Genomic DNA, 24,834 nt, shown 5'->3' with positions numbered 1-24,834 from the left:
TGTGCCTTGAACCGCGCGGATTCGCAGGCACTGCGCGCTCGGCGGCACCGCGTAAATGTGTAAAGATTTATGTAGCCAGCGGCCCTGCGGCCAGGCGCGCCCGCGCAGCCGGCGTGGCCAGGCAACTGCCCAGGGCTTCGTACCCGGCTGCACCACCATAGGGCGCGACCACCTGGGGCACGGTGTGGTTGGCCGGGCACAGCACGATGGTCTCGTGTGGGCCCACCAGATCCAGATCCAGGATGGCCGAGGATCTCGTCATGATGAACACCGGCGCGCCCTCCCCCTGCGCACCCTGCCGCGCGCGGCGGCGCAGCCAGTGCACCAGCGCCTCCTGCGTGGCGTGATCGAGGCCGTTTTCGATCATCTCCACCACCAGCGGTGTCCGCCGCCATCGGCGACAACGGCCTGCACCACCATGCGCAGGGCTGGCGAGTCCGTGGCGCCCTCCTCGCCCAGCCAAGCCAGCTCGGAGTCGATGGCGCCATCGGGCGCGGCAAGTCCCCGCCGCTCCTCGTCCAGGTAGGTGCAGCCCGGCAGCGCTGCCGCAATGCAGTGCATCAGCCGTGTCTTGCCACTGCCCAGCGGCCCCACGATGTAGTTCAATCGCCGCACCTCGGCCAGCTCGAAGCGCTCGCCATTCCAGGGCCAGGGCAGCGTGAACGACAGCACCGGCAAGGCGCGCGGCTGCAGCGTTGCCGCCAGGTCCACGGTGCGTAGCGGCTGGCCCTCAGCTATGCCCGCACGCAAGGCCTTCACCTGGTCGATGGCGTGGCGGGTCTGGTGGAACTGCCCCTCCAGCTCGGCCTGCCGCGCCGCCAGCGCCAGTTGCAAAGCCCCGGCGTCGCCCTGCAGCGCGGCAGCCACCTGGGCTAACGTGAGGCCCAGCGCGCGCAGCTGCACCACGGCACGCGCACGCTCCAGGTCGGCCTCGGCATACAGGCGGTAGCCCGCATCCGACCGCTGCGGCCGCAGCAGGCCATGGTCTTCGTAGATGCGCAGCGCCTTGGCCGAAACGCCCAGCGCCCGGCTGGCCTGCGCGGCGCCCCAGCGCCTGTGGGAAATCGACATGCCCGTCATCCTTTGTTCCATTGTCAAGGATGCCCATGCTCGGGCCGGCCCCTGGGGCCGGGTCAAGGCCTGGGGACTGCAAGGCCCTGGCGACCCCTGCGTGCCCGTGGGCCCGGTGCACTCACCTGGTGGGGGATGGGGCGTCCGCGCCACCGGGGGCACGGATCTTTTGCAGCTGCTTGCCAAACCACTGGGCGCTGGGCTGAACGGCGCCGTTGCAACGGACCTCGTAGGCCCGGCCCGAGGCGCTGCTCGACGAGGCGGCCAGCTCGATGAACTTTTCTGCACTGGGCAGGGTGCTGCGCTTTTCGATGTATTCCAGCTTGCGCAGCAGGTGGGTCTTGGCCTCCGCGGCGTTGTGCCACGAGCCATTGCGCTGGAACTCGCAGCCCGAGGACTGGAGCGCGGCCAGCAGGGCGTCGATCTCGCCGCGCACCGACGCGGCTGCGGGCGCCGCGCCCGAAATGCCCGTAGCCAGACAGAACCAAAGAATGATGAAAGTGCGCAGCATAGGTTTCGCCATGGTCGAAGAGGATACCTCGGGGCGCCAGCGCCTCAGCACTCGTAGGGCTCGATCCTGAACACCCGCGGCGTGCCCGGCTGGCTGCAGCCCTTGACACACTGGTACACCGACCAGCGGGGGTCGCCACAGACCTTCTTGGTACCAGGCACCCGGCGGTAGGTGGCGCCGGCCAGCACCGTGCTACCGTCGGCGCGGCAGGCAAAGCTTGAGACAAGGTCCGGGGCCAGTTGGCACTGGCTGTCGAAGGCAATCATGCCCGGCGCCGAGGCCTGGGCTGCGCCTGATGGCAGCTTCGCGGGCTTGCGGCTGTTCACCCCGATCATCAGCTTGCCGTATTCACAATCCCCATCGGAGACGGTGACTTCATGGGTGCTGGAGCGCCCGGACCAGACCTCGGAGCAGCCGGCATGCCCTGCCCCGCTCAGCAGCAAGGCAGCCGCCAGGACCAGGCATGCGCGCAAGGTCCTTGCCATGGGCCTGCCGATCAGATCGGCTGCGCGATCAGGTCGTGACCGCGCACGCCCACGATGCGGGCGCGCGTGAACTCGCCCACCTTCATGGTCTTGCTGATCTTCTCGGGCGGCAGCAGTTGCACCGTGCCGTCGATCTCGGGCGCATCGGCATACGTGCGGCCCACGCCGCCCTTGCGGCCCAGGCCCGGGGCGGAGTCGACCAGCACCTGCATGGTGGCGCCCACGCGGCGCTGCAGGCGGGCGATGGAGACTTCTTCGGCCACGGCCATGAAACGGGCGCGGCGTTCCTCGCGCACTTCCATGGGCAGCATGCCGGGCAGCTCGTTGGCGGCGGCGCCGTTCACGTCGCTGTAGGCGAAGCAGCCCGCGCGGTCGATCTGCGCCTCGCGCACGAAGTCCAGCAGGTGTGCGAATTCTTCCTCGGTCTCACCGGGGAAGCCGGCGATGAAGGTGCTGCGGATGACCAGCTCGGGGCAGATCTCGCGCCAGCGCTGGATGCGCTCCAGGTTGCGCTCGCCGCTGGCGGGGCGCTTCATGCGCTTGAGCACGTCGGGGTGGCTGTGCTGCAGCGGCACGTCCAGGTAGGGCAGCACGCGGCCCGTGGCCATCAGGGGCAGCACGTCGTCCACGCTCGGGTACGGGTACACGTAGTGCAGGCGCACCCAGGCGCCGTAGGGCTCGGCGATCTCGCCCAGGGTCTGCACCAGTTCGAGCATGCGCGTCTTCACGGGCTTGCCGTCCCAGAAGCCGGTGCGGTACTTCACGTCCACGCCGTAGGCCGAGGTGTCCTGGCTGATCACCAGGAGCTCCTTCACGCCGCCTTCGAACAGGGCCTTGGCCTCGCTCAGCACGTCGCCGATGGGCCGCGAAACCAGGTCGCCGCGCATCGAGGGGATGATGCAGAAGGTGCAGCGGTGGTTGCAGCCCTCGCTGATCTTGAGGTAGGCGTAGTGCTTGGGCGTGAGCTTCAGGCCCGCAATGCCGAAGTTGCCGGGCACCAGGTCGATGAAGGGGTCGTGCGGCTTGGGCAGGTTCAGGTGGACGGCGTCCATCACCTCCTGCGTGGCATGCGGGCCGGTCACGGCCAGCACGCTGGGGTGCATCTGGCGCACCATGTTGCCGCCATCCTCGCCGGCACGCGCGCCCAGGCAGCCGGTGACGATGACCCGGCCGTTCTCGGCCAGCGCCTCACCAATGGTGTCCAGGCTTTCCTTGACGGCATCGTCGATGAAGCCGCAGGTGTTGACGATGACGAGATCCGCCCCCTGGAAGGTCTTGGAGGTTTCGTAACCCTCGGCGCTCAGCTGCGTCAGGATCAGTTCGGAATCGGTCAGCGCCTTGGGGCAGCCCAGGCTGACAAATCCGACTTTGGGTGTTTTCGTGGGGGACAGTACTTCGCTCATATCCCCGTATTGTCCCAGTTCTGGGGGCAAAGGGGTATGGAGGGGGCTCTCCAGGGGCAGGCAGATGCCTTTTGGCGGGGCCCAGTGGCTGCCAGGGCGACGGTGTGCCTGGCCGCAAGGTGGGCGTGGCTACCCGCTCACCTCCACCCGCACCACATGCCCGCGCTCGATAAAGCAAGTGAAATGGCGCCGCGCCGTGCCGTCCTGCAGGCATTCGAACGACAGGTCCCAGGGCTTGAACTCGTCGCCATCGGCCGGAATCGACAGGGCCACCCAGGTGAACGCCTCCTGCCAGTCGGCGGGAAACTGCCGGCGCACCCACTGCTCGTACTCGCCGACCAGCAGGTCCTCCCCTTTGTGGAAGGCCAGGTCGGGGTCCTGGGTGTAGCGCTCGAAAAACGCCACCTGCCCCGGCCCGGGCTCGGCCTCGCCCGGGGCCTCGATCGCCAGGGTGAGGGGGCGGCCAGCCAGCTGGGTCTCGCCTTCCCAGTAAGCACCGTGTTTGGCACGGATGAGCAGCAGGTCGCCGAAGACGGGGTGTTCGAGCCTGCGGCCCCCTCCCCCGAAAAGGCGTTGCAGAAAGCCCATGGCGACCTCCGCTTCGTTTGGGTCAGCGCTTGAGGCCGAAGGCCCCCAGCATCTGCTCTGTCTGTTTTTGCATTTGTTCCTGCATCTGCGTGAGCATGGACTGGGACTGCTCGACGTAGTTGCCCATCATGCCCTTGAGCATGGGCGACTGCAGATTCATGAACTGGGCCCACATCTCGGGCGTGACGCTCTGGCTCTGCTCGGCCAGCTGGGCCTGCACGTCGGTGAAGGCCTGCACGTTCTTTTCGAGGTAGGCGCCCATGAAGCCCTGCATGGCATGGCCGTAGAAGCGGATGATGTTGGCCAGCACCGCCTCGGTGAACATGGGGGCGCCGCCGGCCTCTTCTTCCAGGATGATCTGCAGGAGGATGCTGCGCGTGAGGTCTTCACCCGTCTTGGCGTCGCGCACCACCACGTTGTGGTGGGCCATCACCAGCTCGCGCACTTCGGCCAGCGTGATGTAGGTGGAGGTGTCGGTATCGTACAGGCGGCGATTCGGGTACTTCTTGATCACGCGCTGTGCAGACTTGCCGCCGGCGGCGGGTGCTGCAGTTGCGGTTGCGGCTCCAGCGGGGGCGCTGCTCTTCTTGTCGGGCACTACGGACTCCTCGGGCGCTCGGGCCCATGTGTGACTGGTCTATGGCTATTGCAGTGCAACAGATTCTAGGCAGTCCCGGCCGTGCCACCGGCAAAGGAATACCCTGATTGGGAAGAGTCGCGCATTTGACAGCGCTGCCTGCCTGCGGGACGAAGGGTAGCGCGCCACAAAAGCCCCAGAAACGCCAAAGGGGCGCGCACTGCCGTGTGCCGCCCCTTTGGGTGTTGCTGCGCGCGCAATGCGCCGGTCAGTGGTAGACGTAAGTGGCGCTGTAAGGCAGGGCCAGGCCCGACACGCTCAGCGTCATGGCGATGGCGCCGGTGCCTTCAATGACGTTGAAGGTGCAGGCCTTGACCGTCCAGTTGCCGGCCAGCGCGCTTTGCTGCTGGCTCTGGGTGATGGGCAGGCGCAGTGACGCATCGCTGCAGAACTCCTGCTGGCTCATCGGCCGCGTGACATTGACCAGGGTGATGGGGTTTTGCGCCGTGGAAACGGCCGTCACGCGCACGTCCAGCAGGTGGCCGGTGCTTCCGACGCCGGTGAAGGGCGGGTTCGTCACCACGCCGCCATAGCTCACCAGCGAAAAGGAGGGGTTGCCCAGGCTGACCTGGGTGAAGATATCCTTGCCCAGGGCCAGCCTGGGCACGAGCAGCAGGTTGCCGTTGCTGAGGAACTGGTTGTCCTCGCCCACCACGGCGGGATCACCGGCCTTGAGCACGCCCGCGTCCAGCAGCTTGATCACCACATTGAAGTACCTGGCGTTGTCGATCTGCAGCACGGGCAGGCTCAGCGTGCCGGTCGTGCCATCGAACACTGCCGGATCCGCTGCCTGGGCCCCGGCCATGGCGCTCACGAGAAACGCCGCAACCGCGAGGTTTTTGGGGTTCGGTTTCACGTCTGATCTCTCCTGGAAGCCCTTGCGGGCCTGTAACCGTTAACGTACATCGTAACCAACTGAGTCGGGCAACAATCTGCGAAACCCGACGTGGCGGCGTAGCACATGCACCACACCTTAATGGGTGTATTGTCCGCCAGGGTGGGGCTGCATGCTGGTGATCAAGAACACATCCAGATGCAGATAGCGCCTCATTTTTCAGCACCCACCGCTGCCAATCGTCTCATAGAACATGGCAACACACACCAACTAGCCACATAAGAGCAGCCAACAGCACCAATGACGGGCCAGCGGGCGGCTTCATCTGCCCCAGGTATAGGCATTGGCTGGCATACGCAACCCGGGGACGGAGGTACGGTGGTTTACAGACCACCACCTCACAGGAGTTCACCATGCCAGCACCCGCACCGCAGCCGATGCCCCCCATCGATACCCCGCCACTCGAGCAGCCGCCCCAACCGGCCTGGGCGCCCGAGCCGCCCCAGGGCGACCCGCCACCCGGCCCGGCAGAGTCGCCCGTGCAGGACCCGCCGCCCCACTTTTGAGCAGCCGTACCGGGGGCGCAGTTCCCCCGGCTGTGCGCAAGGCGATGCGCGCGCACCTGCCGTGCACGGGAAGAATCTGGCCACGAGGGCTGTGTTGCCCCAGGGTTACCGGGGTGTTTTGGCCCGTTTACCGGTTGGGCTGCGGCACCGCGGCGTAGTTGGAGGCGATGGCCTGTAGCACGGCACCGATCAGTGCGGCATCCCCCGCTTGGGTGGGAAGCACATCCTTGACAATCTGCACCGCATACTGGAGCTGTTCCTTGGCCAATGCCGCAGACATGGCGTTGCCCCGCTTTTCATTGGGGGCAGCGTCGCGGATGGTGAGGGACATGGGGTGCTTTCGCAGGAAGGAAAGCACAGAGTATGGACCTCCCCCAATGGCCCTATCGGTCGTATATTCCACGGGTGATGTGACCCCACCGTGACCCGCGCGCGCCCGGTGCTGCCCAGACAGCCGGTGCGCGGGCCCCTTGTGCACACAGGGATGGATGAAAGGCAAGGCCCGGCAGGTGTTTTCTTCGCGAACCGACTCCCCAGGGTCTTCTGCCAAAGACCGCTCTTCGCTGCGGCTCGAACCGTGGCGGGTGTTCTTGTTCGTGTTTGCCCTGGCCGGGGTGGCCCTCGCAGTGCAGCTGTACACGGTGCGCCACGCCATCCGCGAGGTCGAGGTGGCCCGCCTGCAGGACGTGAGCCGCTATGTCTCGGAAAACCTCACACGCCAGCTCAAGGGCCTGAACGAGGCGCTCACGCGCATCAGCCGGGACTACCGTGCCTCGGCGCTGGCGGTCTCGAGCGCCGACTCCTCGCGCCAGCTGCACCTGCTCACCGACGTGATCCAGGCCGTGCGCGGGCTGGCGGTGTACGACGCCAATGGCACGGCCGTGGCGTCCGACCGGGCCGTCGACGTGGGCCGCGACTTCTTTGCCAAGGAGTTCTTTCGCACCGTGCAGGGCCGGCCGGACCCGCATGCGCTCTACCTCTCGCGCCCCTCGGCCTCGGACGACGAGGGCGTGGCGCTGCACCTGTCGCGCGCCGTGTTCGATTCCGCCGGGCAGTTCACGGGCGCGGTCACTGCCACGCTGGACGACGAGTTCTTTGCCTTCACCCTGCGCGCGGCGCTGTTCGCACCCGACATGCGGGCGACCATGGCGCATGCCGATGGCGAGGTCTTCGTGACCGTGCCCAGCACGGGCTCCGAGCGCATGGCCAACCTGTCCAGGCCGGGCTCCGCGTTCGAGGCCCATGTCCAGAGCCAGCGCCAGAACACGGTGTACGAGGGCCTGGTGCCGGCCACCGGCCGCGAGCGGCTGGTGGTGCTGGCCAGCGTGAAGCCGCAGGGCCTGGGGCTGGACAACACCGTGGTGCTGGCCGTGAGCCGCGAGCGCTCGGAGGTCTACGCCCCCTGGTACGCCCAGGTGCGCCTGTATGCTACCCTGTATGCCGCCGTGCTGGTGCTGGCCACCGGCCTGCGCCTGTTCGAGCGCCGCCGCCTGCGCCGGCTGCTGGCGCAGGAAGAGGCCTCGCAGGCCGCGCTGCAGCTGACGGCGGCCCGCCTGGAGCGTGCGCTCGACGGCGCGCAGCTGGGCCTGTGGGAGCTGCAGGTGGACGCGCGCCAGCTGCGCATCGACGCCCGGGGCGCGCGCATGCTGGGCTACGGCGATGCCGAGGTGGTCCGCTCCGTCGATGAATGGACCGCCACGCTGCACCCGGCCGACCGGGCCGGCAACACCGCCGCCTTCGCCAGCCACCTCAAGGGGGCCAGCCCGGCCTACGAAAACGAGTTCCGCGTCAGCGTAGGCGATGGCGGGCAGTTCGTGTGGCTGTTCAGCCGCGGCAAGGTGACCGAGCGCGCCGAGGGCGGCGCACCCCTGCGCATGATCGGCACCTTCATGGACATCACCGAGCGCAAGGCCAACGAGGCGGCACTGGCGGATGCCGCCCTGCTGCAAAAGCGCTCCGGCGAGATCGCCCGGATCGGCGGCTGGACGCGGGACCTGGCCACGGGACAGTCCCAATGGACCGACGAGGTCTACCGCATCCACGACCTGGAGCCCGGCAGCGCTCCCGACCTGCCGCGCACGCTCGACTACTACACCCCGGCATCGCGGCCCCTGATCGACGCCGCCGTGGAAAGGTGCGTGCAGCACGGCACGCCCTGGGACCTGGAGCTGCAGATCGTCTCCGCCAAGGGGCGCCTGCTGTGGGTGCGCACGCAGGGCGAGGCCATCCGCCGCGATGGCGCCATCGTGCGCCTGGCGGGGGCCTTCCAGGACATCACGGCACGCAAGCAGGCCGCGCTGGAGCTCGAGCGGCTCAACGCCACCCTGTCCGAGCTGTCCTACCAAGACGCGCTCACCGGCCTGGGCAACCGCCGCCTGTTCGACGACACGCTGCTGGCCGAGTGGGCGCGCAACGCGCGCCAGGGCTCCGCGCTGTCGCTGCTGATGGTGGACGTGGACTACTTCAAGCGCTTCAACGACCGGCACGGCCACCAGGCGGGCGACGAATGCCTCAGGCGCGTGGCCAGCGTGCTGCGCGATGCGCTGTGGCGCTCGCACGAGCGCGCCATGCGCTACGGCGGCGAGGAGTTCGCCATCCTGCTGCCCGAGACCACCATGGAGGGCGCCCGCCTGGTCGCGCAGCGGCTGCTGGACGCGATGGCGGCCGCGCGCATCGCCCACGGCGCCTCGCCCCTGGGGCCCTGGGTCACGCTGAGCATCGGCGTGGCCTGCGTCGCGCCATCGGCGGACGGCAGGCCCACCACCCTCACCCGGCGCGCCGACATGGCCCTCTACCAGGCCAAGGGCCAGGGCCGCGCGGGCTTTGCCACCGACGAGACGCCCGCGAGCGTGCTGTGACCCACAGGCCCATCCCGGCCGGCCGGCCAGGCGCCCCGCTCGGCGAACGCCAGGGCCGTGGCGAGGCCGGGGGCACAAGCACCCTGGGGCGCCTGGGGCTCAGAACACCGACAGCCCCGTCCTGGCCGTGAACATTTCCAGGGCGCGCATGCCGAGCAGCGAATTGCCGGTCCCGTCCAGCGCGGGCGACCAGACGCACAGGCTCAGGCGGTCGGGCACCACGGCCACGATGCCGCCGCCCACACCGCTCTTGCACGGCAGGCCGATGCGGAAGGCGAATTCACCGGCGGCATCGTAGGTGCCGCAGGTCAGCATCAGTGAGTTGATGCGGCGAGTCTGCCGCTCGGTGAGCAGTGGCTCACCGCTGAACGGGTGGCGGCCGTCGCGGCACAGGTAGCCGGTGGCGCGCGCCAGCTGCAGGCAGCTCATGCCCACCGCGCAGTGGTGGAAGTAGGCATCCAGCACGGCGGCGACATCGTTGTCGATCTTGCCGAAGCTCTTCATGAAGTTGCCCAGCGCAATGTTGCGAAAGCCGGTGGCCGCCTCGGAGGCAGCCACCTCTTCGTCGAAGTGCACCGGCTCGTTGCACAGGCTGGACAGCAGCTCCAGCATGGCGACCTTGGCATCGCCCCGGCTGACCAGGCGGTCGGTGACGGCGATGGCGCCCGCGTTGATGAAGGGATTGCGCGGCATGCCCTGCTCGGCTTCGAGCTGCACCAGCGAGTTGAACGGGTTGCCCGAGGGCTCGCGGCCGATGCGCTCCCACAGGCTGTCCCCCAGGGCCTGCATGCCCAGGGTCAGCGCGAAGAGCTTGGAGATGCTCTGGATCGAGAACGGCGTGGCGCTGTCGCCGGCCTGCGCCTCCTGGCCGTCGCAGGTGCGCAGCGCGATGCCGAACTGCGCTGCCGGCACCCGCGCCAGCGCCGGGATGTAGTTGGCCACCTGGCCCTCGGCCCCGAGCTCTGGGCGCAAGGCCTGGACGATTTCTTCAAGAACGGGCTGGAACTGCATGCGCCGATTATCGGCCTGCGGGCAGACAGGGGTCACCGGCGCTCATCGGCTCTCATCGGCGCTCCACGCTGCCATCCAGCAGGGCGCGCACCCGGCGCGCCATGTCGTCCACCTCGAAGGGCTTGGTGAGGATCTCCATGCCGGGGGAGACAAACGGCTGCGAGGCCGAGACCTTCTCGGCATAGCCGGTCATGAACAAGATCTTCAGGTCCGGCCGCTCGGCGCTGGCCGCCTCGGCCACCTGGCGGCCGTTGAGCCCCGGCAGGCCGACGTCGGTGATGAGCAGGTCGATGCGCCGCTCGCGCACCCGCAGCTGGTCCAGCCCCGAGAGGCCGTCGTGCGCCTCCAGCACCTGGTAGCCCAGGTCGCGCAACACCTCGGCCACCATCTCGCGCACCAGGGTTTCGTCCTCCACCACCAGGATCACCTCGCCCTTGGCCGCTGCCGCCGTGGCGGCGGGCGCGGGCAATGGGTGAGCGGGACGGTCCTCGGCATGGAAGTGGGCCGGCAGGTAGATACGGACCGTGGTGCCCTGCCCGTACTCGCTGAAGATGTGTGCATGGCCTTCGGACTGGCGGGTGAAGCCATAGATCATCGACAGTCCCAGGCCCGAGCCCTCGCCCACCGCCTTGGTGGTGAAGAAGGGCTCGAAGGCATGGGCCAGGGTCTCGGCCGTCATGCCCGTGCCCGTGTCGGTCACGCTGATGCACACGTAGGGGCCGGGCTTGACGCCGTGCAGGGCGGCGGCATAGGCCGCGTCGAGCTCGGCGTTCTGGGTTTCGATGGTCAGGCGGCCGCCGGCCGGCATGGCGTCACGGGCGTTGATGGCCAGGTTGAGGATGGCGCTTTCGAGCTGGTTCTCGTCGCACAGCGTGGTCCACAGCGTGGGCGACAGCTGCAGCGCAAGCTCCACCTTTTCGCCGATGGTCTGGAGCAGCAGATCCTGCATGGACATCACCAACGGATTGGCCCGCACGGCCTTGGGATCGAGCGGCTGGCGGCGCGAGAACGCCAGCAGCCGGTGCGTGAGCCCCGCCGCGCGCGAGGTGGAGGACAGGGCCCGCCCCACGTAGGTGTCCAGGTCGGCCGCAGCGCCCTGCACGCCCTGCCCCAGCCGTTTGCGCAGCAGCTGCAGGTTGCCCATGATCCCCTGCAGCAGGTTGTTGAAGTCGTGCGCGATGCCGCCGGTGAGCTGGCCCACGGCCTCCATCTTCTGTGCCTGGCGCAGCGCCTCCTCGTGCAGGCGCAGCTGCTCGCTGCGCTCGGCGACCTGCGACTCCAGCGTGGCGTTGAGCGTCTGCAGCGCGGCCTCGGCCTTGCGGCGCTCTTCGATCTCGCGCTGCGCGGCCTCGAACAGACGTGCATTGTCGATGGCAATGGCCGCCTCGGCCGCGAGCAGCGCCACCGAGCGTTCGGAGCGCTCGGTGAACACCCCCGCACGGGAGTGACCGAAGAACAGCCCGCCGATCACTTCGCTGGCGCGGTTGACCACCGGCACCGCCAGGTAGCTGGTCACGGCCAGATGGCCCTTGGGCATGCCGTGGTAGGGCGCGCTGTGGCCATAGCGCGGGTCCTGGGTGATGTCGTCCGAGCGCACGATGCCCTCGCCCCCGAAGGTGGGGCCGAACACCGCCGTATTGCGCGGCATGGGAAAGTCCTCGAACGCCGCGCGCGGTGCCCCCGACAGGGTGTACAGGGTGTAGCTCTCGCCGGCTTCGTTCACCAGGTTGTAGAAGAAGGCCCCGAACTGCGCGCCGGTGACCTCCACGCCGGCATCGGTCACCGCCTGCACCACCTTGGCCAGGTCGTTCTCGCGCGCCAGCGTGGCACCGGCACGGTTGAGCACCTCGAGCGTGCGCTTTTCCTCGCGCAGCGCATCCTCGGACACCTTCCACTGCGTGCGGTCGCGCAGCACCTTCACAAAGGCCACGGGCGCGGCAGCAGGGTCGGTCACTGGCGTGAGTTCGCCCACGGCCCAGAAGCGCGAACCATCGGAGCGCATGCGCCAGCCCTCGTGGCCGCCCCGGCCCTTGGCCAGGGCATCGGCCATCTCCTCGGTCACGCGCGCCTGGGGGTTCGTCTCCTCAGGGAAGATGCGCAGCAGCGTCTGGCCGCGCATCTCGTCCTCGGTCCAGCCCAGCAGGCGCACGGCACCGGGGTTCCAGCTGAGCACGGCGCCACGGCTGTCCAGCGCGATGATGGCCGTGTCGGTGGCACTGTTGATGACGGTGGATAACGCGGCTGCGCTCAGTTGCATGGGGTGTCTCGTTGAACACGTTCTTGTGGGCAGATGGGTCCCCGCTCGGGAATCGCCCACCAATGGCCCAATGATGGCGCACTGTACCTTCTCAAACCCATTTGAACCACCGGGTGTTCATGGGGTGGGCACGCTCTGACCCGCCCCACCTTCAACCGGGAGCGGGATCGGGCAGCGCCATGCACTGCGCGAAGAAGGCATCGAGCTCGGTGGATTTGTCGAACACGCCATCGGCGCCCAGCGCCTGGCAGCGGCGGCGCATGTCGGGCGTGGCGTAGTTGGAGAGCACGTAGACATGCTGGCCGGGATTGCGCTGGCGCACGGCCTGCAGCACTTCCAGGCCGGAGCCGGCGGCCAGGAACAGGTCCACCACCATCAGCTGCCACTGGCCGTGCCAGCGTTCCAGCGCGTGCCGGGCGCCGGTGGCCGTGGCGGCAATGGCAACAACGCGTGCATTGGCCAGCTCCTCCAATGCCGGGACCAGGGTCTCACTGATCATTTTGTTGTCTTCGACAAGGATGGTGATGAAAGGCATCGTGGACCGTGCCGGTTACACCGGATAGAGGGAAGCTGCCTACAATCTAAGCGCGCAACCGAATCCGGCGTGTAGGCATATGCCCCGCGTGTAGGGGCTGCTACACGATTGTGTGATCTTTTCCACCACTGAGCCTGAAATATGTCCCGTGATGCCACCCCACCCCAGGCCGCAGAAATCGCCGATGTGCTGAACCAGAACGCCGAAGCGGCCGAGCAGATCAAGGCCACGGCCAGCGAACTCAACGTGGTTCACGCCGTGCTGTCCACGCAAATCCCGCCCGATTCGCTGGAGGGTGACCTGCAGGCCGCCGTGGAACGCACCGACGAGCTTGAGCAGCAGCTCAACGAGACGGCCGAAGCACTCGAAAAGTCCAACGACCTGCTGCGCGAGATCGACGCCAAGCAAAGCGCCGCCGCCAAGACCCAGAAATAGGCAGACAGAAACGCGGCCCGCCAGTTGTGGCCTGCGTGCGATGGCCGCCCGGGTAGCGGCATCGTCCTACAGCCGCGCCCCGGATGCCTGCGCACACTGTACTTTTGCGCAGCCGCGGAGGCCCCATGGCCACTCAGTCCCCATCACCCGACAGCAAGCCCCGCAAAGATCCGGATCGCCCCACCCCGGCCTTCACGGAAACCGATGCCACCGCTGGCAAACGCAAGCCTGCGGACACGGCGCCCAAGCGCGGTGACACCACACCCACGGCCCCGGCACCCCACCCGCCCGAGTCAGATGTGAATCCCGAGACCCCGGCAAGCATCAATTCACCCTGACGGAACCCTGCACCCGCCGAAAGGCATGGCGCGTGGGCCGCGGGGGCTCACAGCGGCGTCAGCGCCTCGGGCAGGCACGACTCCTCATGCCCCACCAGGCGGATCCACATGCCGGTTTTGCGGATGATGATGTAGTCGACGGTGACGACGCGGCCTTTGTAGAGGAATTGGGAGCCGGGTTTGTACAGGACCATGGAGCAGGCGAAGAAGGCGGATTGCAGACAGAAAAGGCGTCTGCAAGAAACAGGCCTCCATGGTGCCTGCAGCTGTGCCCTCCAGTTGTGACAGCCGCCAAAAACCTGGTGCCCCGATGGGCTGTTGCTTGACGTATTGCGGCCCGCAGCGGCTTGGCGTCCACGGGCAAAAATGCACCTGCGCTGGCGTGTCAGTGCTCGCCGATGGTCAGGCCGTGTGCAGGCGTGTCCGCACGCGGGGACGGGGCCGACGCCGATTGCGCCGCCAGGGGCTGGGACGCCACGGGCAGGTGGCTCAGCACGCTGGCCTTGATCTCCGGCCCGGCCATCTTGAAGGCCACCACGGCCGCGACCAGGAGCACCGCGATGGTGGCGGCCACGCCGAACACCCGCGAATCGCCCGCACCGTCAACGCCCTGCAGCATGCCGTAGTGGCCCGATGTGTTGCTCATGCTTTTCATGTGGTTCCTCCTGGCTTGTGTGGTGCACTGAAGTTAACGGCCGGCGAGCGTCCGGGCTGTCGGACAAATGCCATTCCTGGCTGCGGAAAACCCGCACCCCGGCCAGCCCCGTGGCGCCACGAAAAAAGCCGCCCGGAGGGCGGCTTTGCAGCATGGATTTGGCAGCAGAAAGCGCTTTTTACATGCGGTTCCAGGGCCATTCGCCACACCTGGACTGTGATACCGTCACATTCGCCAAGCGGCGCATGGCGGTGTCGTCGTAGATGTAGCTCAGCCGCACACCCGCCTGCAGGTCGGGAACCACATGCGGATCACGGCACAGCGTGCCCATCAGCTCGCGCTCCACCACGGCCTCGAAATCCGGCCGCACCCCGGCTGGGCTTACCAGGAACTTCACCGTCACATGCCGGCCCGCATGCGTGGCCGAGGTGGACAGGATGCGCCCGTCGCGCCGTTCGCGCGCGTCGGAGTTGTACTCCTCGGCCAGGCGCTTGGCCCGCGCCTCGGCGCTCAGGCGCGGCGTGCGCTCCCCCGGCACACGGGCCATGAGGAAGTTCTCGTCGCACACGCGCAGGGCGATCTGGATGCCCGTGGGCGTGGGCTTGTTGGTGGCGTTGTCCACACAGCGGTCGTACTGCGCGCGCGCCCTGGGGCCCAGCTCATCGCGCGAGCGCAAGGGATAGTCCTGCGCCATGGCGGCGCAGGACAACAGCAGCGCAGCGCCCAGAGCGGCGCCGCGTGCCAGTGGATGCATGGTACTCATGGTGGATTTCCCCCGGTATCTTTGTGTGGTTGGTGCGCAGGTGCCGCCCCCCTGCAGTCCTGTCGGCCCACCCGCAGTGTGCGCGCGGGCCGGCGCTGCGGCAAGCGGCGTTGCCTGCGGTAACCGGCCGCGCCGGAGCCGCTCTTCAGCCGGCAGCCAAAGTCACCACGGCCACCAGCAGCATGACCGCGGCGGCGGCCAGCCACATCACGCGCGGGCCGTACTGGCCAAACTCCAGCTCACCGTCATCTGCCAGGCCGGCATCGGCAAAGGACATCTGGCGCTGGAATGGTTTGCTGGTGTTCATGGTGCTCTCCCGGGTTGGATGTATGCAAAGGTAGCTGGCAAGCCCAGCCGTCCGTGTCAGACAAGTTCCCATCCTCGCAGCAGACGGACCCGATCGCACTTTGGAAATGGGTGCGGATGTGACATACCGCACGAAGAGCGCACGAAAAAGAAGGGGAGGAAAAGGAGAGGAAAGGATGGATCGCAGGAGCGGCGGCTACTCGAACACCTTGCCGCTGTGCTCGCACACCCAGCTGCGCGCGTGGGCCAGGGCCTCGTCCTCGGTATCGAAAGCGTCCTCGGGGCCTACGTTGAGCACCTCGCCCCCGGTCAGCTCCACCGACACCACCGACCATTTCTCACCGCGCACCAGGGTCACCCAGCAGCTGTCCGAATCGCTGCACCGCAAGCGGTGCTCCGTTGTCACCATGGCCATCGGCAGGTCCTTTTCTGTCCACGCTGGCAACCCCGCAGGGCAGCACGCCAGCACATCGATGGACCACTGTACGGCGGGTGGGTGGCCCCGCGCGTCAGCCAATGCCTACAAAGCCACCCTCGACTGCCGTGCTCCGCCCCAGCTCAGGGCAGCAGTGCCTCGGTGTCGAGCCGCAGCTTGTGCGCCATGGCATGCTGCAAGGCGGTGGCCACCCCGCTGCGCTGGTACCGTCCGCCGGAGAACGGGAACGGCTGGCCATCCGGCAGCACCCATTGGTTCGATGCGGCCTTGAAACGCACGAAGGCCAGGACCACATCGCCCTGCAGCGGCACCCGCGATGCGCAGCTGAACACGGCGACCCGGTCCATGTAGTTCTCGCCGCCCAGGATCCAGCGGCGGGACAGGTCGATGTCACCCACCGGCGTGCCGAAGGTCAGCAGCTTCTCGCCATCGCCGCTGTGCTGGCCTACCGTGATGCCCAGGGTTGCCAGGGCACTGCGGTACTCGTCGACCAGCGCCAGGAACTCGCGCAGCGCCGAGCCCGACTCCTGCGTGGAGTACGCGATCCTGTGCGGCGTGACCGCGTCCAGGTAGTCGGTGAACTTCGCTGCCATACCGTCTTCTCCGATGCTGCCAGAGCGCCTTCGGCAACCGCCGCCCGGCAATGCCACCCACTGCGCCGCACGAGGGCCCCGCCAGCACAGACGACCAGCCCGCTATGCCGATGGGGTGGCCGAATGGCTGCGGATGATGTCTGCCACCTTCGCGAACTCGTCCAGGGCGTTCGGAACGAAGTCGATCACGGGGTTGCTGGCGTTCCAGGCAATCCGGTTGAAGGTCTGCGCGGTCTTGCTGGCCGTGCGCTCTGCGGACAGGGCGGCCTCCTCACGGATCTCCGCGGCCAGCGCACGTACATGCGCCGTGGCGAGCAGGCGCTGTTCGAAATCATTCATGTCGGTTCACTTTCGCAGGGAAAAAAGGCCAGCCCCCGCGAAAATCGCACAGGTGCAGGCCATTGTGCGCCACAAGCCGCAGGCAGCAGGCCGCTGGCTGCCCTTGCTGCATGGCGGGTCTTGCCGCCCGGTGCCCTGTCTGACCAACCTACCGCCGCGCCTTGCACAGTGATTCCCACAGCGAGGTCGCCGCGCTCGGCTGTGCACCGCACTCGAAGGCCAGCTTCAGGAATTCCTCCGCCGAAAGCGAGATTTCCTGCGGCAGTGCCTTGACCACCTGCATGGCGCTGGGCTTGAGCCGCTCGATCTCCCAGCTGGAAAGCCGGCCATCGGACAGCGCGGCCTGCCGAAACGCCGCCAGGATGTCGGCCGGAAGGTTCGGCCCATACAGGTAGTACTCGAGCCGGGGCAGAAAGCTGGCGGCGAGGTGCGCCCCGCCGGCGGGGCTGCCGTTGGCCTCGAACCAGTCCTCGCGCGAGCGCCCGCGCCCTGCGGGATAGCGGTCGGGCACGGTGTAGTAGCGAATGCGCTCCACAGGGATGGCGCCCCGCCCCTGCAGCGATTCGAACAGCCGCGCCATGGGCTCCAGCGAGCGCACGGTGGCATCGTCGTGCCGGCGGCTGAAGTCGATCTGGCCCAGCCATGCTTGTTCCTGATCGGTAAGGGCGATGTCCGGGGTGCGTGTCATCACCCCATTCTGCCCGCAGGCACGGCCCAGGCGCCAAGATAAAAGTTTGGCTTGTCGGAATCCCGATACTCGAAAACCATGGCAAATCTGCTACACCCTGTCCGGTATGCGGGAGCGCCGCGTTCCCAGCACCACCAGCGGCACGGCTATCGCGTACACCGCCGCCACCACCAGCCAAATGGCGCCGGGCCAGTCCGACCGCACGGCGTGGTAGAACGCCGAGAAGCCCAGCGGCGCGATGATGGACGCCAGGCTGATGGCCGAAGCCAGCACGCCCTGGAACTGCCCCTGCAGGTCGGCACCCACCTGGCGGCTGGCCAGCGCCTGCAGCGCAGGCGTGCCGATGCTGCCCAGCGCAAACACCGGCATGGCCACGAACACCATCCAGCCCTGGCGCATGAAGGCCATGGCCACCAGGGCCCCGCAGGCGCAGGCGACACCCGTGAGCACCGCGCCGCGCTCGCCCAGCCAGCGGCTGGCCGGCCCGGGCGCGAAGGCCTGCACGAGCATCTGGCACACGCCGAACGCACCCAGCGACAGCCCGATCCAGGTGCCGTTCCAGTGGAAGGCGTCGCCGCCCCACAGGGCCCAGCAGACCCCATAGGCCTCCCCGGTCGCGGCGAGCATGAAAAAGGTGAGCACCAGGGGCAGCAACTGCCGTTGCGAGAACACCCAGGCCAGCGGCCGTAGCGGGTTCAAGGCGGCCAGGTCGATGCGCTCCCCGCGGCCCTGGCGCGACTCGGGCAGGGACACCCATGCCAGCACGAAGTTGGCGCCGTTGAGCACCGCCGCCGCGATGAAGGGCAGCCGCACCCCGTGGTCGCCCAGCAGGCCACCCAACACCGGCCCGGCGATGAAGCCCGCACCGAACATGGCGTTGAACAGGCCAAAGCGCTGGGCCCGCTGGTCCTCGGGCGTCACATCCGTGAGGTAGGCCGTGGCCACCGACATGTTGGCGCCGGTGAGCCCCGCGACAGCGCGGCCCAGCAGCAGCAGCGGCAGGCTGGGTGCGCAGGCCAGCAGCAGGTAGCTGGCGCAGGCCCCGGCCAGCGACAGCAGCAGCACGGGCCGGCGCCCGAGCCGGTCGCTGAGCGCACCGAGCACCGGCGCGCACACCAACTGCATGGCGGCGTAGAGCGCCGCCATCACACCGATGACCGGCGCCACCTGGGCCGCCTGGGTGACGTCCTGCACCAGCGCGGGCAGGATGGGAAACACGAGGCCGATGCCCATGGCATCGAGCGCAACGCACAGGTAGATGGCGAAGAGGGAGGGGGTACGGTGGTGCATGGCGGCAGGCGTTCCAGTCTGTGCGGGCACAGTTCAAGGTGCTCGCAACAAGGTCCGACGGATGTCGGGGGAAACGCTGGCCGGATCACCCCTGTGGGGGCCGATGGCGTGTGCGCGGCCGCTGGCTGCAGGGGGTGTGCCCACCTGGCGAAGGCCAACGGCCGTTTTTCGCGGTTGTTGTGGGCCACAGTATGGCACGGCGCGCACCCGCGCGAAAAAAAGCGGGCTGCCAGCCCTGCATGGCCGGCAGCCCCAACACCTCGGAGATCGGAAAGCCCGCGGGCAGTGCTCAGAAGCTGTGGCGCAAGCCCACGTCGAAGCCGCTGGAGCTGCCGTTGGCCGCCGGGCTGCCCGCGCCCTGGGTGACCGTGGCGAACGCACCGCCACGGTTGTTCAAGCGTGCATAGGTGGTGTACAGCGCCGTGCGTTTGGACAGGTTGTGCACATAGCCCAGTGCCAGCTTGCGCGCGCGGTTGTCGGACGCGGCAAACTCCTGCCGGTACTGCGAGTACGACACCCGCACCTCGCCCACGCCCACGGGCACCAGGGCACCGGCGAGCCAGCCATGCCCGTCGGCACGCAGCGCCGGGCCGCCTGCCACGGCACTGGCAGAGCCCGTGTCGCGGGTGACCTGGCCCATGAGCCGCGCCACGCCCAGGTCCCACTGCGCGCCGATGTTGGCCTGCCGTATATCGCCCAGCGCCCCGGCGCGCTGGGTGCGGCCCAGGGCCAGCGCCACGTTCACAGGCCCGCTGGCGTACCCAAAGCGCGCCCCGATGCCCGTGCCGTCGCTGGCGGTGCCGCCCGCGGCATTGCTGGCGTTCTCGCCGCGGTAGTGCATCACCTGGCCATAGAAGCCACCCAGGTTGCCCGGCAGCAGGTAGCCGATGCTGTTGGAGGCCCGCGCCGCGGTGAAGGGCGCGCCCGTGACGATGCTGCCGAAGGTCAGCGTGGCGCCCACGCCCACGTTGCCATACGGGTCGAAGATGGTCAGGTTCCAGAACTGCGGCGTGTAGTCGCGGCCCAGGCGCACCTCGCCCCAGGGGCCCGCCAGGCTCACGGTGGAGCGGCGGTTGAAGGTCAGCCCCTGCCCGCCTGCAGCCGCCGGGGCCGCGCCCGAAGCCTGGTTGTTGCTGTTGGTGGCCAGGCCGGTGCCATCGTCGTTGTTCAGGCCCGCCTCGAGCCAGAACGATGCGGACAGGCCGCCGCCCAGGTCCTCCACGCCGCGAAAGCCCAGGCGCGAGTTGCTGAAGCCCGAATTGGTCAGCCGGCTGACGCTGGCGCCACCCGTGTTCGAGATGTGCTGCAGCGTGGCGTCGACCACGCCGAACAGGGTCACGGACGATTGCGCCGCTGCCGTGCCAGCCACGGCCCATACGGCCAACAGGGTTGCTGTCTTCTTCATGGGATTGTCTCCATCCATCCAGTTGGTTTGCTTGGTTGCTTGGTTGCTTGCTTCAGGCATGCGGCGGCCAGGCACCGGGCAAGCCGGGCACCAGGAAGCGCATGCAGGAACTGCTGGGCCCCGCCCCTGATTCATGGGCGGCGTGGGCGCACGCTCCCGCCGCCGGCGGACGGCCAGCGGTCACGGGGCTGTGGTGGTCAGGGTGCGGCCGGTGTTCAGCCGGTGTGCTGCCGCGGCGGGTTCAGAACATGCCGTTCTGGTTGGCGGCGGTCTCGGGCACGGGCTGCATCACGTCCCAGTGCTCGACGATCTTTCCCTGGTGCACGCGGAAGATGTCCACCAGGGCCATGCCCCGGTCGTCGGGCCCGCCGCGCTGCGCATGGGAGTGCAGCACCACCAGGTCGCCCTGGGCAACCACGCGCTTGACGGTGGAGCGTGCCTGCGGCGCGCTGCGCTGCAGCTCGCGCACAAAGCCCTGCAGCGGCGCCAGGCCCGTGGGCACACGCGGGTTGTGCTGGATGTAGTCCCCGGCCACGTAGCGGGCCGCGGCATCGGCATTCTTGCCGTTGAGCACCACCTCGTAGAACTCAAGCACCAGCCGGGTGTTGGCCTGCTCCACCGATGGGGCCGGCGCGCCGGGCCCCGGCGACGAGCAGCCCACCACCAACAGGGCCGCAGCCCACAACGCAAACAGTTTTTTCATGGTCGGTTTCCTTTTCTGCATGGCATCAAAAACGGGGGTGCGCATCGGCTTTCACGACCTGGTTGCGCAGCGTGCCCAGGCCCTCGATCTCGGCTTCCACCACATCGCCCACCTGCAGCAGGCGCTCGGGGAACCTGCGGTGAAAGCCGGCGCCGCCGCCCGGCGTGCCGGTGGTGATCACGTCCCCGCATTCGAGCCCCAGCCGGGACCAGTACGCAAAGATCTGGCCGCAGCTGAACAGCATGCTGCGCGTGGAATCGCTTTGCCGCACCTGGCCGTTGACGCGCAGGCCGATGCGCAGGTTGCCGGGGTCGGCGATCTCGTCGCGCGTGACCAAAAATGGCCCCATCGGGCAGGCCGACTCGAAGTTCTTGCCCGCGAACACGATGCCCGAGGCCTTCTCCTCCAGGATCACGTCGCGCATGCTCAGGTCGTTGACGATGGTGAAGCCGGCCACGCAGTCGAGCCAGTCCTCGGCGGCCACGTCGCGGCAGTTGCGGCCCACCACCATCGACAGCTCGACCTCGTAGTCGAGCTCGTGGCCGAAGCCGGGGTAGACGATGGGCTGGTCCGAGCCCACCACCGCGGTCGACATCTTGAGGAAGGCCGGCGGGTAGCTGGGCAGCTCGGTGATGGCGCCGGTGTCGCGCCCCTCCTCGATGTGCGCGCGGTAGTTGGCCCCGATGGCCACCACCTTGCCCGGCCGCGGGATGGGTGCCAGCAGGGTCACGCTGCCACGCCCATGCAGCACACCGCACTCCAGCAGCTGCTGCACGCCACCGGCGCCCCTGCCCAGCCAGTGCCGGACCTGGTCGAACGCGCGCTGGCATGCGGCCATGGCCGTGGCACCGCCGGCCAGCAGGGTCTTCATGTCGTGCGTGATGAGCGCCGTGGCCGTGGCGGCCGCGCCGGGCTCGCGGTCTACCTGCGAGAGCACCTGGGTATAGGCGCGCACGGCATCGACCAGGTAGGCGCCACCGGCATGCTCCAGGTAGATGCCGATGCGCGGCTCGCGCCGGCCGGCGGGAAGGTAGGTGGCCAGTTTCATGGGATGGATTTCCTCTTGTCGTGTTCGATCTGCCGCACGAGCTGCACGGCGCGTTCGCGCGCCGCGGTCTGGTCCAGGGTGGCGCCAATGCGCGCGCTGGCGGCTTCCGAGATGCGGGGCCCGGCCACCGCCACGGAGGTGACGCCCGCCACGTCCAGCAGCGCGGGCTCCACGGTGCCGGCGGTGGTCACGGGGCGGTAGTCGCAGCCCGCGCACATGCCGGTGTAGCGCACGGTGACCCGGCCGTCGCCGGCCACGCCGACGAGCTCGATCTCGCCGGCATGGGAGCGCACCAGCACGTTGACCGATGCGATGCGCGTGGCGAGGGCCTGGGTGTCGATGGCAGCGGTGGCCATGTCAGCGCCCCAGGGCATCGAACTCGACCCGCTTGGCAGCGATGTCCACGCCCATCAGCCGCGCGAAGTTCTCGCCCAGGATGGCGCGCTTGTCCTCGTGCGTGATCTCTGGGTAGCCGTAGCCGTCGCGCAGGTCGTCGGGGATCTGCATGCCCATGAAGGCGTCCAGGTAGGGCTTGGGGCCGCCGGCCAGCGCCGCCTCGGAGCCCCACAGCAGCTTGCCCGCACCGCCCACTTGCAGCAGCCGCCCGATATGGTGCTGCACGCGCCGCGGCGCGATGCGGTACATCGCCATGTAGCCGGCCAGCGACAGGTAGACGTTGGGAAAGCGCGCGGTGATGGACACCATCTCGTCGAAGTACGGCAGCGCGAAGTGGTGCACGATGAAATCCATGTCCGCGAAGTCGCGCATGGGGGCCTGCAGGTCGATGGGGCTCAGGTACTCCATGTTCTGCAGGCCGTGCGGGTTGCCCTTGTGGAACTGGATCACCTTGATGCCCAGCTCGCGCGCACGCTCGTACAGCGGGTAGGCAATCTTCTCGTCGTCGCAGCGCCAGCACTGGCGCGTGTTGACATGGCCGTTGTAGAACTTGAGCGAGCGCGCGCCCAGTTCCTTGACCTGGTACTCCATCTGCTCCAGCGCGGCCGACAGGCCCTGGTAGGCCGGGTCCACGCCGCCGCACAGCAACACGCGCCCGGGGTGGGCCTGTGCCATCGCGTGCTGCGATTTCACCGGCGCATACCAGTCCTTGAACCAGTCGAACATGGGCACCACCTGGGCCATGGCCATGTCGGTCGGGGCCTTCTTGAACACCAGGTCGTACATGTCGTCCACGCCCCAGCGCCGGCCCCAGTCGAAGGCCTTGTCCTCGTGCAGGGGGTAGCCCGTCCAGCGCAGGCGGGCGACCTCTTCCAGCGTGTGGTCGCGCGCCTCCTGCGCGTCGGCCACGTCCTGGCGCACGTTGGCGTTGGACAGGTCGTACAGGTGGATGACGTTGTCGAAAATGAAGCAGTCTTCAATCATGGGTCGGTTCTCGTGGTGGCGCGGGGATCAGTCGGGCTTGACGCCGGTGCGGCGCACCAGCGCCGCCAGGCGCGTGGTGTCTTCCTGCACGCGCAGCTGGAACTGCTCGGGCGTGGTGTGGATGGGCACGAAGCCCAGCTCGGCCGAGCGTGTCCTGAACTGCTCGGTGGAGATGATCTGGTCGATCTCGCGTGACAGGCGGGCGACGATGGCCTTGCTCACGCCGGCCGGCGCGAACACGCCGAACCAGACCTTGAGCTCGTCGACCAGGTCCACGCCCTGCTCCCTGGCCGTGGGTGTCTTGGGTAGCAGCGCGTAGCGCTGGGTGCCCGACACCGCCAGCGCACGCACGCGGCCGGCCTTGTCCAGCGGCACGGCATCGAAGCCCGAGGTGATGATGGTGGTGACCTGGCCGCCCAGCAGGTCCTGGATCGCCGGGGCCGTGCCCTTGTAGGGGATGTGCGTGAACTCCACGCCCGAGCCGCTGGCCAGCAGCGCGCCCATGATGTGCGACGCCGAACCCGAGCCGGGCGTGCCATAGGCCACCGAGCCGGGCTTGTCGGCCGCCATCTTCACCAGGTCCTTGTAGCCATTGATGGGGGAGTCGGCCTTGACCAGCAGGACCAGCGGCATCTCGGCCACGATGGCGATGGGCAGCAGGTCTTTTTGCGGGTCGTAGCCCAGCCGGGCGTGGTAGTTGGGCGCCAGCGCCACGGCATCGCTGCTGCCCACGCCGAGCGAGTAGCCATCCGCCTCGGCCTTGCTCAGCAGGTTCAGGCCGATGGTGCCACCGGCCCCGGCGCGGTAGTCGAAGTACAGCGGCTGGCCCAGCCGCGCGGCCAGCGGCTCGGTGACCAGGCGGAACACCGCGTCCCCCCCACCCCCTGCTGCATACGGCACCACCAGCCGCACGGGCTTGGTGGGATAGGCCTTGGCATCCGGGGCCTGCGCCCAGCTGCCCGGCAGGGCCGACAGGCCGATGGCCAGGGCGGCCACGTGGATCATCCATTTCATCGCTTGTCTCCTTGAGGGCTTGCTGCCCCTGTTCCCGGACCATGCAAATTGGTTCGATGTAAAACTAGTTTAGGTGTGATATGGTTCGACGTCAAACCAATTTGCCCTGGGGTTTACCCGCGGCAGGTTCTGCCGAAACCCAGGAGACTCCGCAACCGATGAGTGCCAGCCAAGCCCCCCACGATGCAGACGCCCTCGATAGCGATGGCAAGGGCGCGATGCGCATGGGCGTCCTGCCCACCCTGGTGGGCAGGCAGCTGCGCATCGCCTACCTGCGGACCTTCAAGGACTTTTCGATGGAGGTGGAGGGCACCAGCCTCAGCCCGGGCAGCTTCGAGATCCTGGAGCTGCTCAGCTGCAACCCGGGCCTGAGCCACTCGCGCCTGGCCAGCGCCATCGGCCTGGAAAAGTCCAGCCTGGTGCCCGCCATCGTGCGGCTGGAGGAGATGGCCCTGGTCAAGCGCAAGCAGTCCGCCACGGACAAGCGCTCCAACGAGCTGCGCATCACCCCCAAGGGCGAGCGCGTGCTGGCCCAGCTGCGCAGCTACGTGGTGCAGCGCGAGTCGGAGATCACCGCCGGCATGACCCGCGCCGAGGTCGACACGCTCAACCGGCTGCTGACCCGCATGGCGGGGATCAACGGGTAGGCCCAGGCGGCTGCCGCTGCCCATTTGCCGTTGGAAA

31 protein-coding genes are annotated in these 24,834 nt (G+C 68.2%); 4 read left to right on the top strand and 27 right to left on the bottom strand.

Annotation, left to right across the window (positions count from 1 at the left end):
- Positions 1-67 precede the first annotated feature (67 nt).
- The 8 genes from AC07PA_RS22325 to AC07PA_RS22290 form a co-directional block, all read right to left on the bottom strand.
- Positions 68-373 (bottom strand): hypothetical protein, encoded by a 306-nt coding sequence (locus tag AC07PA_RS22325; RefSeq protein ID WP_494606455.1) that lies wholly within the window; start codon positions 371-373, stop codon positions 68-70.
- Positions 364-1,071: a MerR family transcriptional regulator gene (locus tag AC07PA_RS22320; protein ID WP_494606457.1), complete on the bottom strand. Its 708-nt coding sequence runs from the start codon at positions 1,069-1,071 to the stop codon at positions 364-366. The genes AC07PA_RS22325 and AC07PA_RS22320 overlap by 10 nt, the downstream gene beginning before the upstream one ends.
- Before the next feature lie 121 nt (positions 1,072-1,192).
- The gene (locus AC07PA_RS22315; protein WP_494606459.1) at positions 1,193-1,594 is read right to left on the bottom strand and encodes a DUF5329 family protein; all 402 of its coding nucleotides are present in this window, start codon (positions 1,592-1,594) and stop codon (positions 1,193-1,195) included.
- 32 nt (positions 1,595-1,626) lie between these two features.
- Positions 1,627-2,067, bottom strand: a complete 441-nt coding sequence (locus AC07PA_RS22310) for a hypothetical protein (protein WP_494606461.1) — start codon at positions 2,065-2,067, stop codon at positions 1,627-1,629.
- An 11-nt stretch (positions 2,068-2,078) separates the two neighbouring features.
- The gene (rimO, locus tag AC07PA_RS22305) at positions 2,079-3,470 is read right to left on the bottom strand and encodes a 30S ribosomal protein S12 methylthiotransferase RimO (protein ID WP_007858220.1); all 1,392 of its coding nucleotides are present in this window, start codon (positions 3,468-3,470) and stop codon (positions 2,079-2,081) included.
- Positions 3,471-3,599: 129 nt separating this feature from the next.
- Entirely contained in the window at positions 3,600-4,058 is a 459-nt protein-coding gene (locus AC07PA_RS22300) for a hypothetical protein (RefSeq protein ID WP_494606464.1), read from the bottom strand.
- A gap of 22 nt (positions 4,059-4,080) precedes the next feature.
- Positions 4,081-4,656, bottom strand: a complete 576-nt coding sequence (gene phaR, locus AC07PA_RS22295; RefSeq protein WP_007858222.1) for a polyhydroxyalkanoate synthesis repressor PhaR — start codon at positions 4,654-4,656, stop codon at positions 4,081-4,083.
- Between the two features lie 247 nt (positions 4,657-4,903).
- A complete protein-coding gene (locus AC07PA_RS22290; RefSeq protein ID WP_007858224.1) occupies positions 4,904-5,551 on the bottom strand; it encodes a hypothetical protein in 648 nt (215 codons plus the stop codon).
- A 392-nt stretch (positions 5,552-5,943) separates the two neighbouring features.
- On the opposite strand from AC07PA_RS22290, the gene AC07PA_RS22285 reads away from it, so the two are divergent.
- The gene (locus AC07PA_RS22285) at positions 5,944-6,096 is read left to right on the top strand and encodes a hypothetical protein (protein ID WP_007858225.1); all 153 of its coding nucleotides are present in this window, start codon (positions 5,944-5,946) and stop codon (positions 6,094-6,096) included.
- A gap of 127 nt (positions 6,097-6,223) precedes the next feature.
- Here the strand turns inward: AC07PA_RS22285 and AC07PA_RS22280 are convergent, their stop codons facing one another.
- A complete protein-coding gene (locus AC07PA_RS22280) occupies positions 6,224-6,427 on the bottom strand; it encodes a hypothetical protein (protein WP_007858227.1) in 204 nt (67 codons plus the stop codon).
- A gap of 265 nt (positions 6,428-6,692) precedes the next feature.
- Between AC07PA_RS22280 and AC07PA_RS22275 the strand changes: the two genes are divergently transcribed.
- On the top strand, positions 6,693-8,954 hold the full coding sequence (locus AC07PA_RS22275; protein WP_494606699.1) for a sensor domain-containing diguanylate cyclase: 2,262 nt from the start codon (positions 6,693-6,695) through the stop codon (positions 8,952-8,954).
- A gap of 99 nt (positions 8,955-9,053) precedes the next feature.
- Here AC07PA_RS22275 and AC07PA_RS22270 read toward each other — a convergent pair whose 3' ends face one another.
- The 3 genes from AC07PA_RS22270 to AC07PA_RS22260 all read right to left on the bottom strand — a co-directional run bounded on the left by AC07PA_RS22270 (position 9,054) and on the right by AC07PA_RS22260 (position 12,757).
- A complete protein-coding gene (locus tag AC07PA_RS22270) occupies positions 9,054-9,965 on the bottom strand; it encodes a glutaminase (protein ID WP_007858232.1) in 912 nt (303 codons plus the stop codon).
- Between the two features lie 52 nt (positions 9,966-10,017).
- Positions 10,018-12,222: a response regulator gene (locus AC07PA_RS22265; RefSeq protein WP_494606467.1), complete on the bottom strand. Its 2,205-nt coding sequence runs from the start codon at positions 12,220-12,222 to the stop codon at positions 10,018-10,020.
- 151 nt (positions 12,223-12,373) lie between these two features.
- On the bottom strand, positions 12,374-12,757 hold the full coding sequence (locus tag AC07PA_RS22260) for a response regulator (RefSeq protein WP_007858234.1): 384 nt from the start codon (positions 12,755-12,757) through the stop codon (positions 12,374-12,376).
- A gap of 141 nt (positions 12,758-12,898) precedes the next feature.
- Between AC07PA_RS22260 and AC07PA_RS22255 the strand changes: the two genes are divergently transcribed.
- The gene (locus tag AC07PA_RS22255) at positions 12,899-13,192 is read left to right on the top strand and encodes a hypothetical protein (RefSeq protein ID WP_007858235.1); all 294 of its coding nucleotides are present in this window, start codon (positions 12,899-12,901) and stop codon (positions 13,190-13,192) included.
- A 385-nt stretch (positions 13,193-13,577) separates the two neighbouring features.
- On the opposite strand, the gene AC07PA_RS22250 is transcribed toward AC07PA_RS22255, so the two are convergent.
- The 15 genes from AC07PA_RS22250 to AC07PA_RS22180 form a co-directional block, all read right to left on the bottom strand.
- Positions 13,578-13,724, bottom strand: coding sequence for a hypothetical protein (locus tag AC07PA_RS22250; RefSeq protein WP_007858237.1), 147 nt, complete (start codon positions 13,722-13,724; stop codon positions 13,578-13,580).
- Positions 13,725-13,915: 191 nt separating this feature from the next.
- Positions 13,916-14,176: a hypothetical protein gene (locus AC07PA_RS22245; protein WP_494606470.1), complete on the bottom strand. Its 261-nt coding sequence runs from the start codon at positions 14,174-14,176 to the stop codon at positions 13,916-13,918.
- Positions 14,177-14,363: 187 nt separating this feature from the next.
- Positions 14,364-14,948 (bottom strand): hypothetical protein, encoded by a 585-nt coding sequence (locus tag AC07PA_RS22240; RefSeq protein WP_007858245.1) that lies wholly within the window; start codon positions 14,946-14,948, stop codon positions 14,364-14,366.
- A 145-nt stretch (positions 14,949-15,093) separates the two neighbouring features.
- The gene (locus tag AC07PA_RS22235) at positions 15,094-15,255 is read right to left on the bottom strand and encodes a hypothetical protein (protein WP_494606473.1); all 162 of its coding nucleotides are present in this window, start codon (positions 15,253-15,255) and stop codon (positions 15,094-15,096) included.
- Between the two features lie 195 nt (positions 15,256-15,450).
- A complete protein-coding gene (locus AC07PA_RS22230) occupies positions 15,451-15,669 on the bottom strand; it encodes a hypothetical protein (RefSeq protein ID WP_007858249.1) in 219 nt (72 codons plus the stop codon).
- A gap of 143 nt (positions 15,670-15,812) precedes the next feature.
- Positions 15,813-16,283, bottom strand: coding sequence for a hypothetical protein (locus AC07PA_RS22225; RefSeq protein WP_494606475.1), 471 nt, complete (start codon positions 16,281-16,283; stop codon positions 15,813-15,815).
- Positions 16,284-16,385: 102 nt separating this feature from the next.
- Positions 16,386-16,622, bottom strand: coding sequence for a hypothetical protein (locus tag AC07PA_RS22220; protein WP_145696388.1), 237 nt, complete (start codon positions 16,620-16,622; stop codon positions 16,386-16,388).
- 148 nt (positions 16,623-16,770) lie between these two features.
- Positions 16,771-17,310: a hypothetical protein gene (locus tag AC07PA_RS22215; protein ID WP_007858264.1), complete on the bottom strand. Its 540-nt coding sequence runs from the start codon at positions 17,308-17,310 to the stop codon at positions 16,771-16,773.
- Between the two features lie 90 nt (positions 17,311-17,400).
- Positions 17,401-18,600: a TCR/Tet family MFS transporter gene (locus tag AC07PA_RS22210; RefSeq protein WP_494606477.1), complete on the bottom strand. Its 1,200-nt coding sequence runs from the start codon at positions 18,598-18,600 to the stop codon at positions 17,401-17,403.
- 289 nt (positions 18,601-18,889) lie between these two features.
- Entirely contained in the window at positions 18,890-20,005 is a 1,116-nt protein-coding gene (locus AC07PA_RS22205; protein WP_494606479.1) for a porin, read from the bottom strand.
- Between the two features lie 241 nt (positions 20,006-20,246).
- Positions 20,247-20,708 (bottom strand): nuclear transport factor 2 family protein, encoded by a 462-nt coding sequence (locus tag AC07PA_RS22200; protein ID WP_494606481.1) that lies wholly within the window; start codon positions 20,706-20,708, stop codon positions 20,247-20,249.
- A gap of 25 nt (positions 20,709-20,733) precedes the next feature.
- Entirely contained in the window at positions 20,734-21,756 is a 1,023-nt protein-coding gene (locus AC07PA_RS22195) for a fumarylacetoacetate hydrolase family protein (RefSeq protein WP_494606483.1), read from the bottom strand.
- Positions 21,753-22,112, bottom strand: a complete 360-nt coding sequence (locus AC07PA_RS22190) for a NifU family protein (protein ID WP_494606485.1) — start codon at positions 22,110-22,112, stop codon at positions 21,753-21,755. The genes AC07PA_RS22195 and AC07PA_RS22190 overlap by 4 nt, the downstream gene beginning before the upstream one ends.
- Position 22,113: 1 nt before the next feature.
- Positions 22,114-23,136, bottom strand: coding sequence for an amidohydrolase family protein (locus tag AC07PA_RS22185; protein WP_494606487.1), 1,023 nt, complete (start codon positions 23,134-23,136; stop codon positions 22,114-22,116).
- A gap of 27 nt (positions 23,137-23,163) precedes the next feature.
- Positions 23,164-24,150 (bottom strand): Bug family tripartite tricarboxylate transporter substrate binding protein, encoded by a 987-nt coding sequence (locus AC07PA_RS22180; protein WP_494606489.1) that lies wholly within the window; start codon positions 24,148-24,150, stop codon positions 23,164-23,166.
- A gap of 158 nt (positions 24,151-24,308) precedes the next feature.
- Between AC07PA_RS22180 and AC07PA_RS22175 the strand changes: the two genes are divergently transcribed.
- Positions 24,309-24,797 (top strand): MarR family winged helix-turn-helix transcriptional regulator, encoded by a 489-nt coding sequence (locus tag AC07PA_RS22175; protein WP_494606491.1) that lies wholly within the window; start codon positions 24,309-24,311, stop codon positions 24,795-24,797.
- The last annotated feature ends 37 nt before the right edge of the window (positions 24,798-24,834 follow it).

This window comes from Acidovorax sp. GW821-FHT09B03, assembly GCF_059418305.1.
This window is presented reverse-complemented; position numbering and strand designations above follow the sequence as displayed.

What these genes read in the sequence shown, in the direction of transcription:
- AC07PA_RS22320 (WP_494606457.1), bottom strand. Translation starts at nt 1,071, where the DNA reads ATGTCGATTTCCCACAGGCGCTGGGGCGCCGCGCAGGCCAGCCGGGCG.
- AC07PA_RS22315 (WP_494606459.1), bottom strand. Translation starts at nt 1,594, where the DNA reads ATGGCGAAACCTATGCTGCGCACTTTCATCATTCTTTGGTTCTGTCTG.
- AC07PA_RS22310 (WP_494606461.1), bottom strand. Translation starts at nt 2,067, where the DNA reads ATGGCAAGGACCTTGCGCGCATGCCTGGTCCTGGCGGCTGCCTTGCTG.
- rimO (WP_007858220.1), bottom strand. Translation starts at nt 3,470, where the DNA reads ATGAGCGAAGTACTGTCCCCCACGAAAACACCCAAAGTCGGATTTGTC.
- AC07PA_RS22300 (WP_494606464.1), bottom strand. Translation starts at nt 4,058, where the DNA reads ATGGGCTTTCTGCAACGCCTTTTCGGGGGAGGGGGCCGCAGGCTCGAA.
- AC07PA_RS22285 (WP_007858225.1), top strand. Translation starts at nt 5,944, where the DNA reads ATGCCAGCACCCGCACCGCAGCCGATGCCCCCCATCGATACCCCGCCA.
- AC07PA_RS22280 (WP_007858227.1), bottom strand. Translation starts at nt 6,427, where the DNA reads ATGTCCCTCACCATCCGCGACGCTGCCCCCAATGAAAAGCGGGGCAAC.
- AC07PA_RS22270 (WP_007858232.1), bottom strand. Translation starts at nt 9,965, where the DNA reads ATGCAGTTCCAGCCCGTTCTTGAAGAAATCGTCCAGGCCTTGCGCCCA.
- AC07PA_RS22265 (WP_494606467.1), bottom strand. Translation starts at nt 12,222, where the DNA reads ATGCAACTGAGCGCAGCCGCGTTATCCACCGTCATCAACAGTGCCACC.
- AC07PA_RS22260 (WP_007858234.1), bottom strand. Translation starts at nt 12,757, where the DNA reads ATGCCTTTCATCACCATCCTTGTCGAAGACAACAAAATGATCAGTGAG.
- AC07PA_RS22255 (WP_007858235.1), top strand. Translation starts at nt 12,899, where the DNA reads ATGTCCCGTGATGCCACCCCACCCCAGGCCGCAGAAATCGCCGATGTG.
- AC07PA_RS22250 (WP_007858237.1), bottom strand. Translation starts at nt 13,724, where the DNA reads ATGGTCCTGTACAAACCCGGCTCCCAATTCCTCTACAAAGGCCGCGTC.
- AC07PA_RS22245 (WP_494606470.1), bottom strand. Translation starts at nt 14,176, where the DNA reads ATGAGCAACACATCGGGCCACTACGGCATGCTGCAGGGCGTTGACGGT.
- AC07PA_RS22240 (WP_007858245.1), bottom strand. Translation starts at nt 14,948, where the DNA reads ATGAGTACCATGCATCCACTGGCACGCGGCGCCGCTCTGGGCGCTGCG.
- AC07PA_RS22235 (WP_494606473.1), bottom strand. Translation starts at nt 15,255, where the DNA reads ATGAACACCAGCAAACCATTCCAGCGCCAGATGTCCTTTGCCGATGCC.
- AC07PA_RS22230 (WP_007858249.1), bottom strand. Translation starts at nt 15,669, where the DNA reads ATGGCCATGGTGACAACGGAGCACCGCTTGCGGTGCAGCGATTCGGAC.
- AC07PA_RS22225 (WP_494606475.1), bottom strand. Translation starts at nt 16,283, where the DNA reads ATGGCAGCGAAGTTCACCGACTACCTGGACGCGGTCACGCCGCACAGG.
- AC07PA_RS22220 (WP_145696388.1), bottom strand. Translation starts at nt 16,622, where the DNA reads ATGAATGATTTCGAACAGCGCCTGCTCGCCACGGCGCATGTACGTGCG.
- AC07PA_RS22215 (WP_007858264.1), bottom strand. Translation starts at nt 17,310, where the DNA reads ATGACACGCACCCCGGACATCGCCCTTACCGATCAGGAACAAGCATGG.
- AC07PA_RS22210 (WP_494606477.1), bottom strand. Translation starts at nt 18,600, where the DNA reads ATGCACCACCGTACCCCCTCCCTCTTCGCCATCTACCTGTGCGTTGCG.
- AC07PA_RS22205 (WP_494606479.1), bottom strand. Translation starts at nt 20,005, where the DNA reads ATGAAGAAGACAGCAACCCTGTTGGCCGTATGGGCCGTGGCTGGCACG.
- AC07PA_RS22200 (WP_494606481.1), bottom strand. Translation starts at nt 20,708, where the DNA reads ATGAAAAAACTGTTTGCGTTGTGGGCTGCGGCCCTGTTGGTGGTGGGC.
- AC07PA_RS22195 (WP_494606483.1), bottom strand. Translation starts at nt 21,756, where the DNA reads ATGAAACTGGCCACCTACCTTCCCGCCGGCCGGCGCGAGCCGCGCATC.
- AC07PA_RS22190 (WP_494606485.1), bottom strand. Translation starts at nt 22,112, where the DNA reads ATGGCCACCGCTGCCATCGACACCCAGGCCCTCGCCACGCGCATCGCA.
- AC07PA_RS22185 (WP_494606487.1), bottom strand. Translation starts at nt 23,136, where the DNA reads ATGATTGAAGACTGCTTCATTTTCGACAACGTCATCCACCTGTACGAC.
- AC07PA_RS22180 (WP_494606489.1), bottom strand. Translation starts at nt 24,150, where the DNA reads ATGAAATGGATGATCCACGTGGCCGCCCTGGCCATCGGCCTGTCGGCC.
- AC07PA_RS22175 (WP_494606491.1), top strand. Translation starts at nt 24,309, where the DNA reads ATGAGTGCCAGCCAAGCCCCCCACGATGCAGACGCCCTCGATAGCGAT.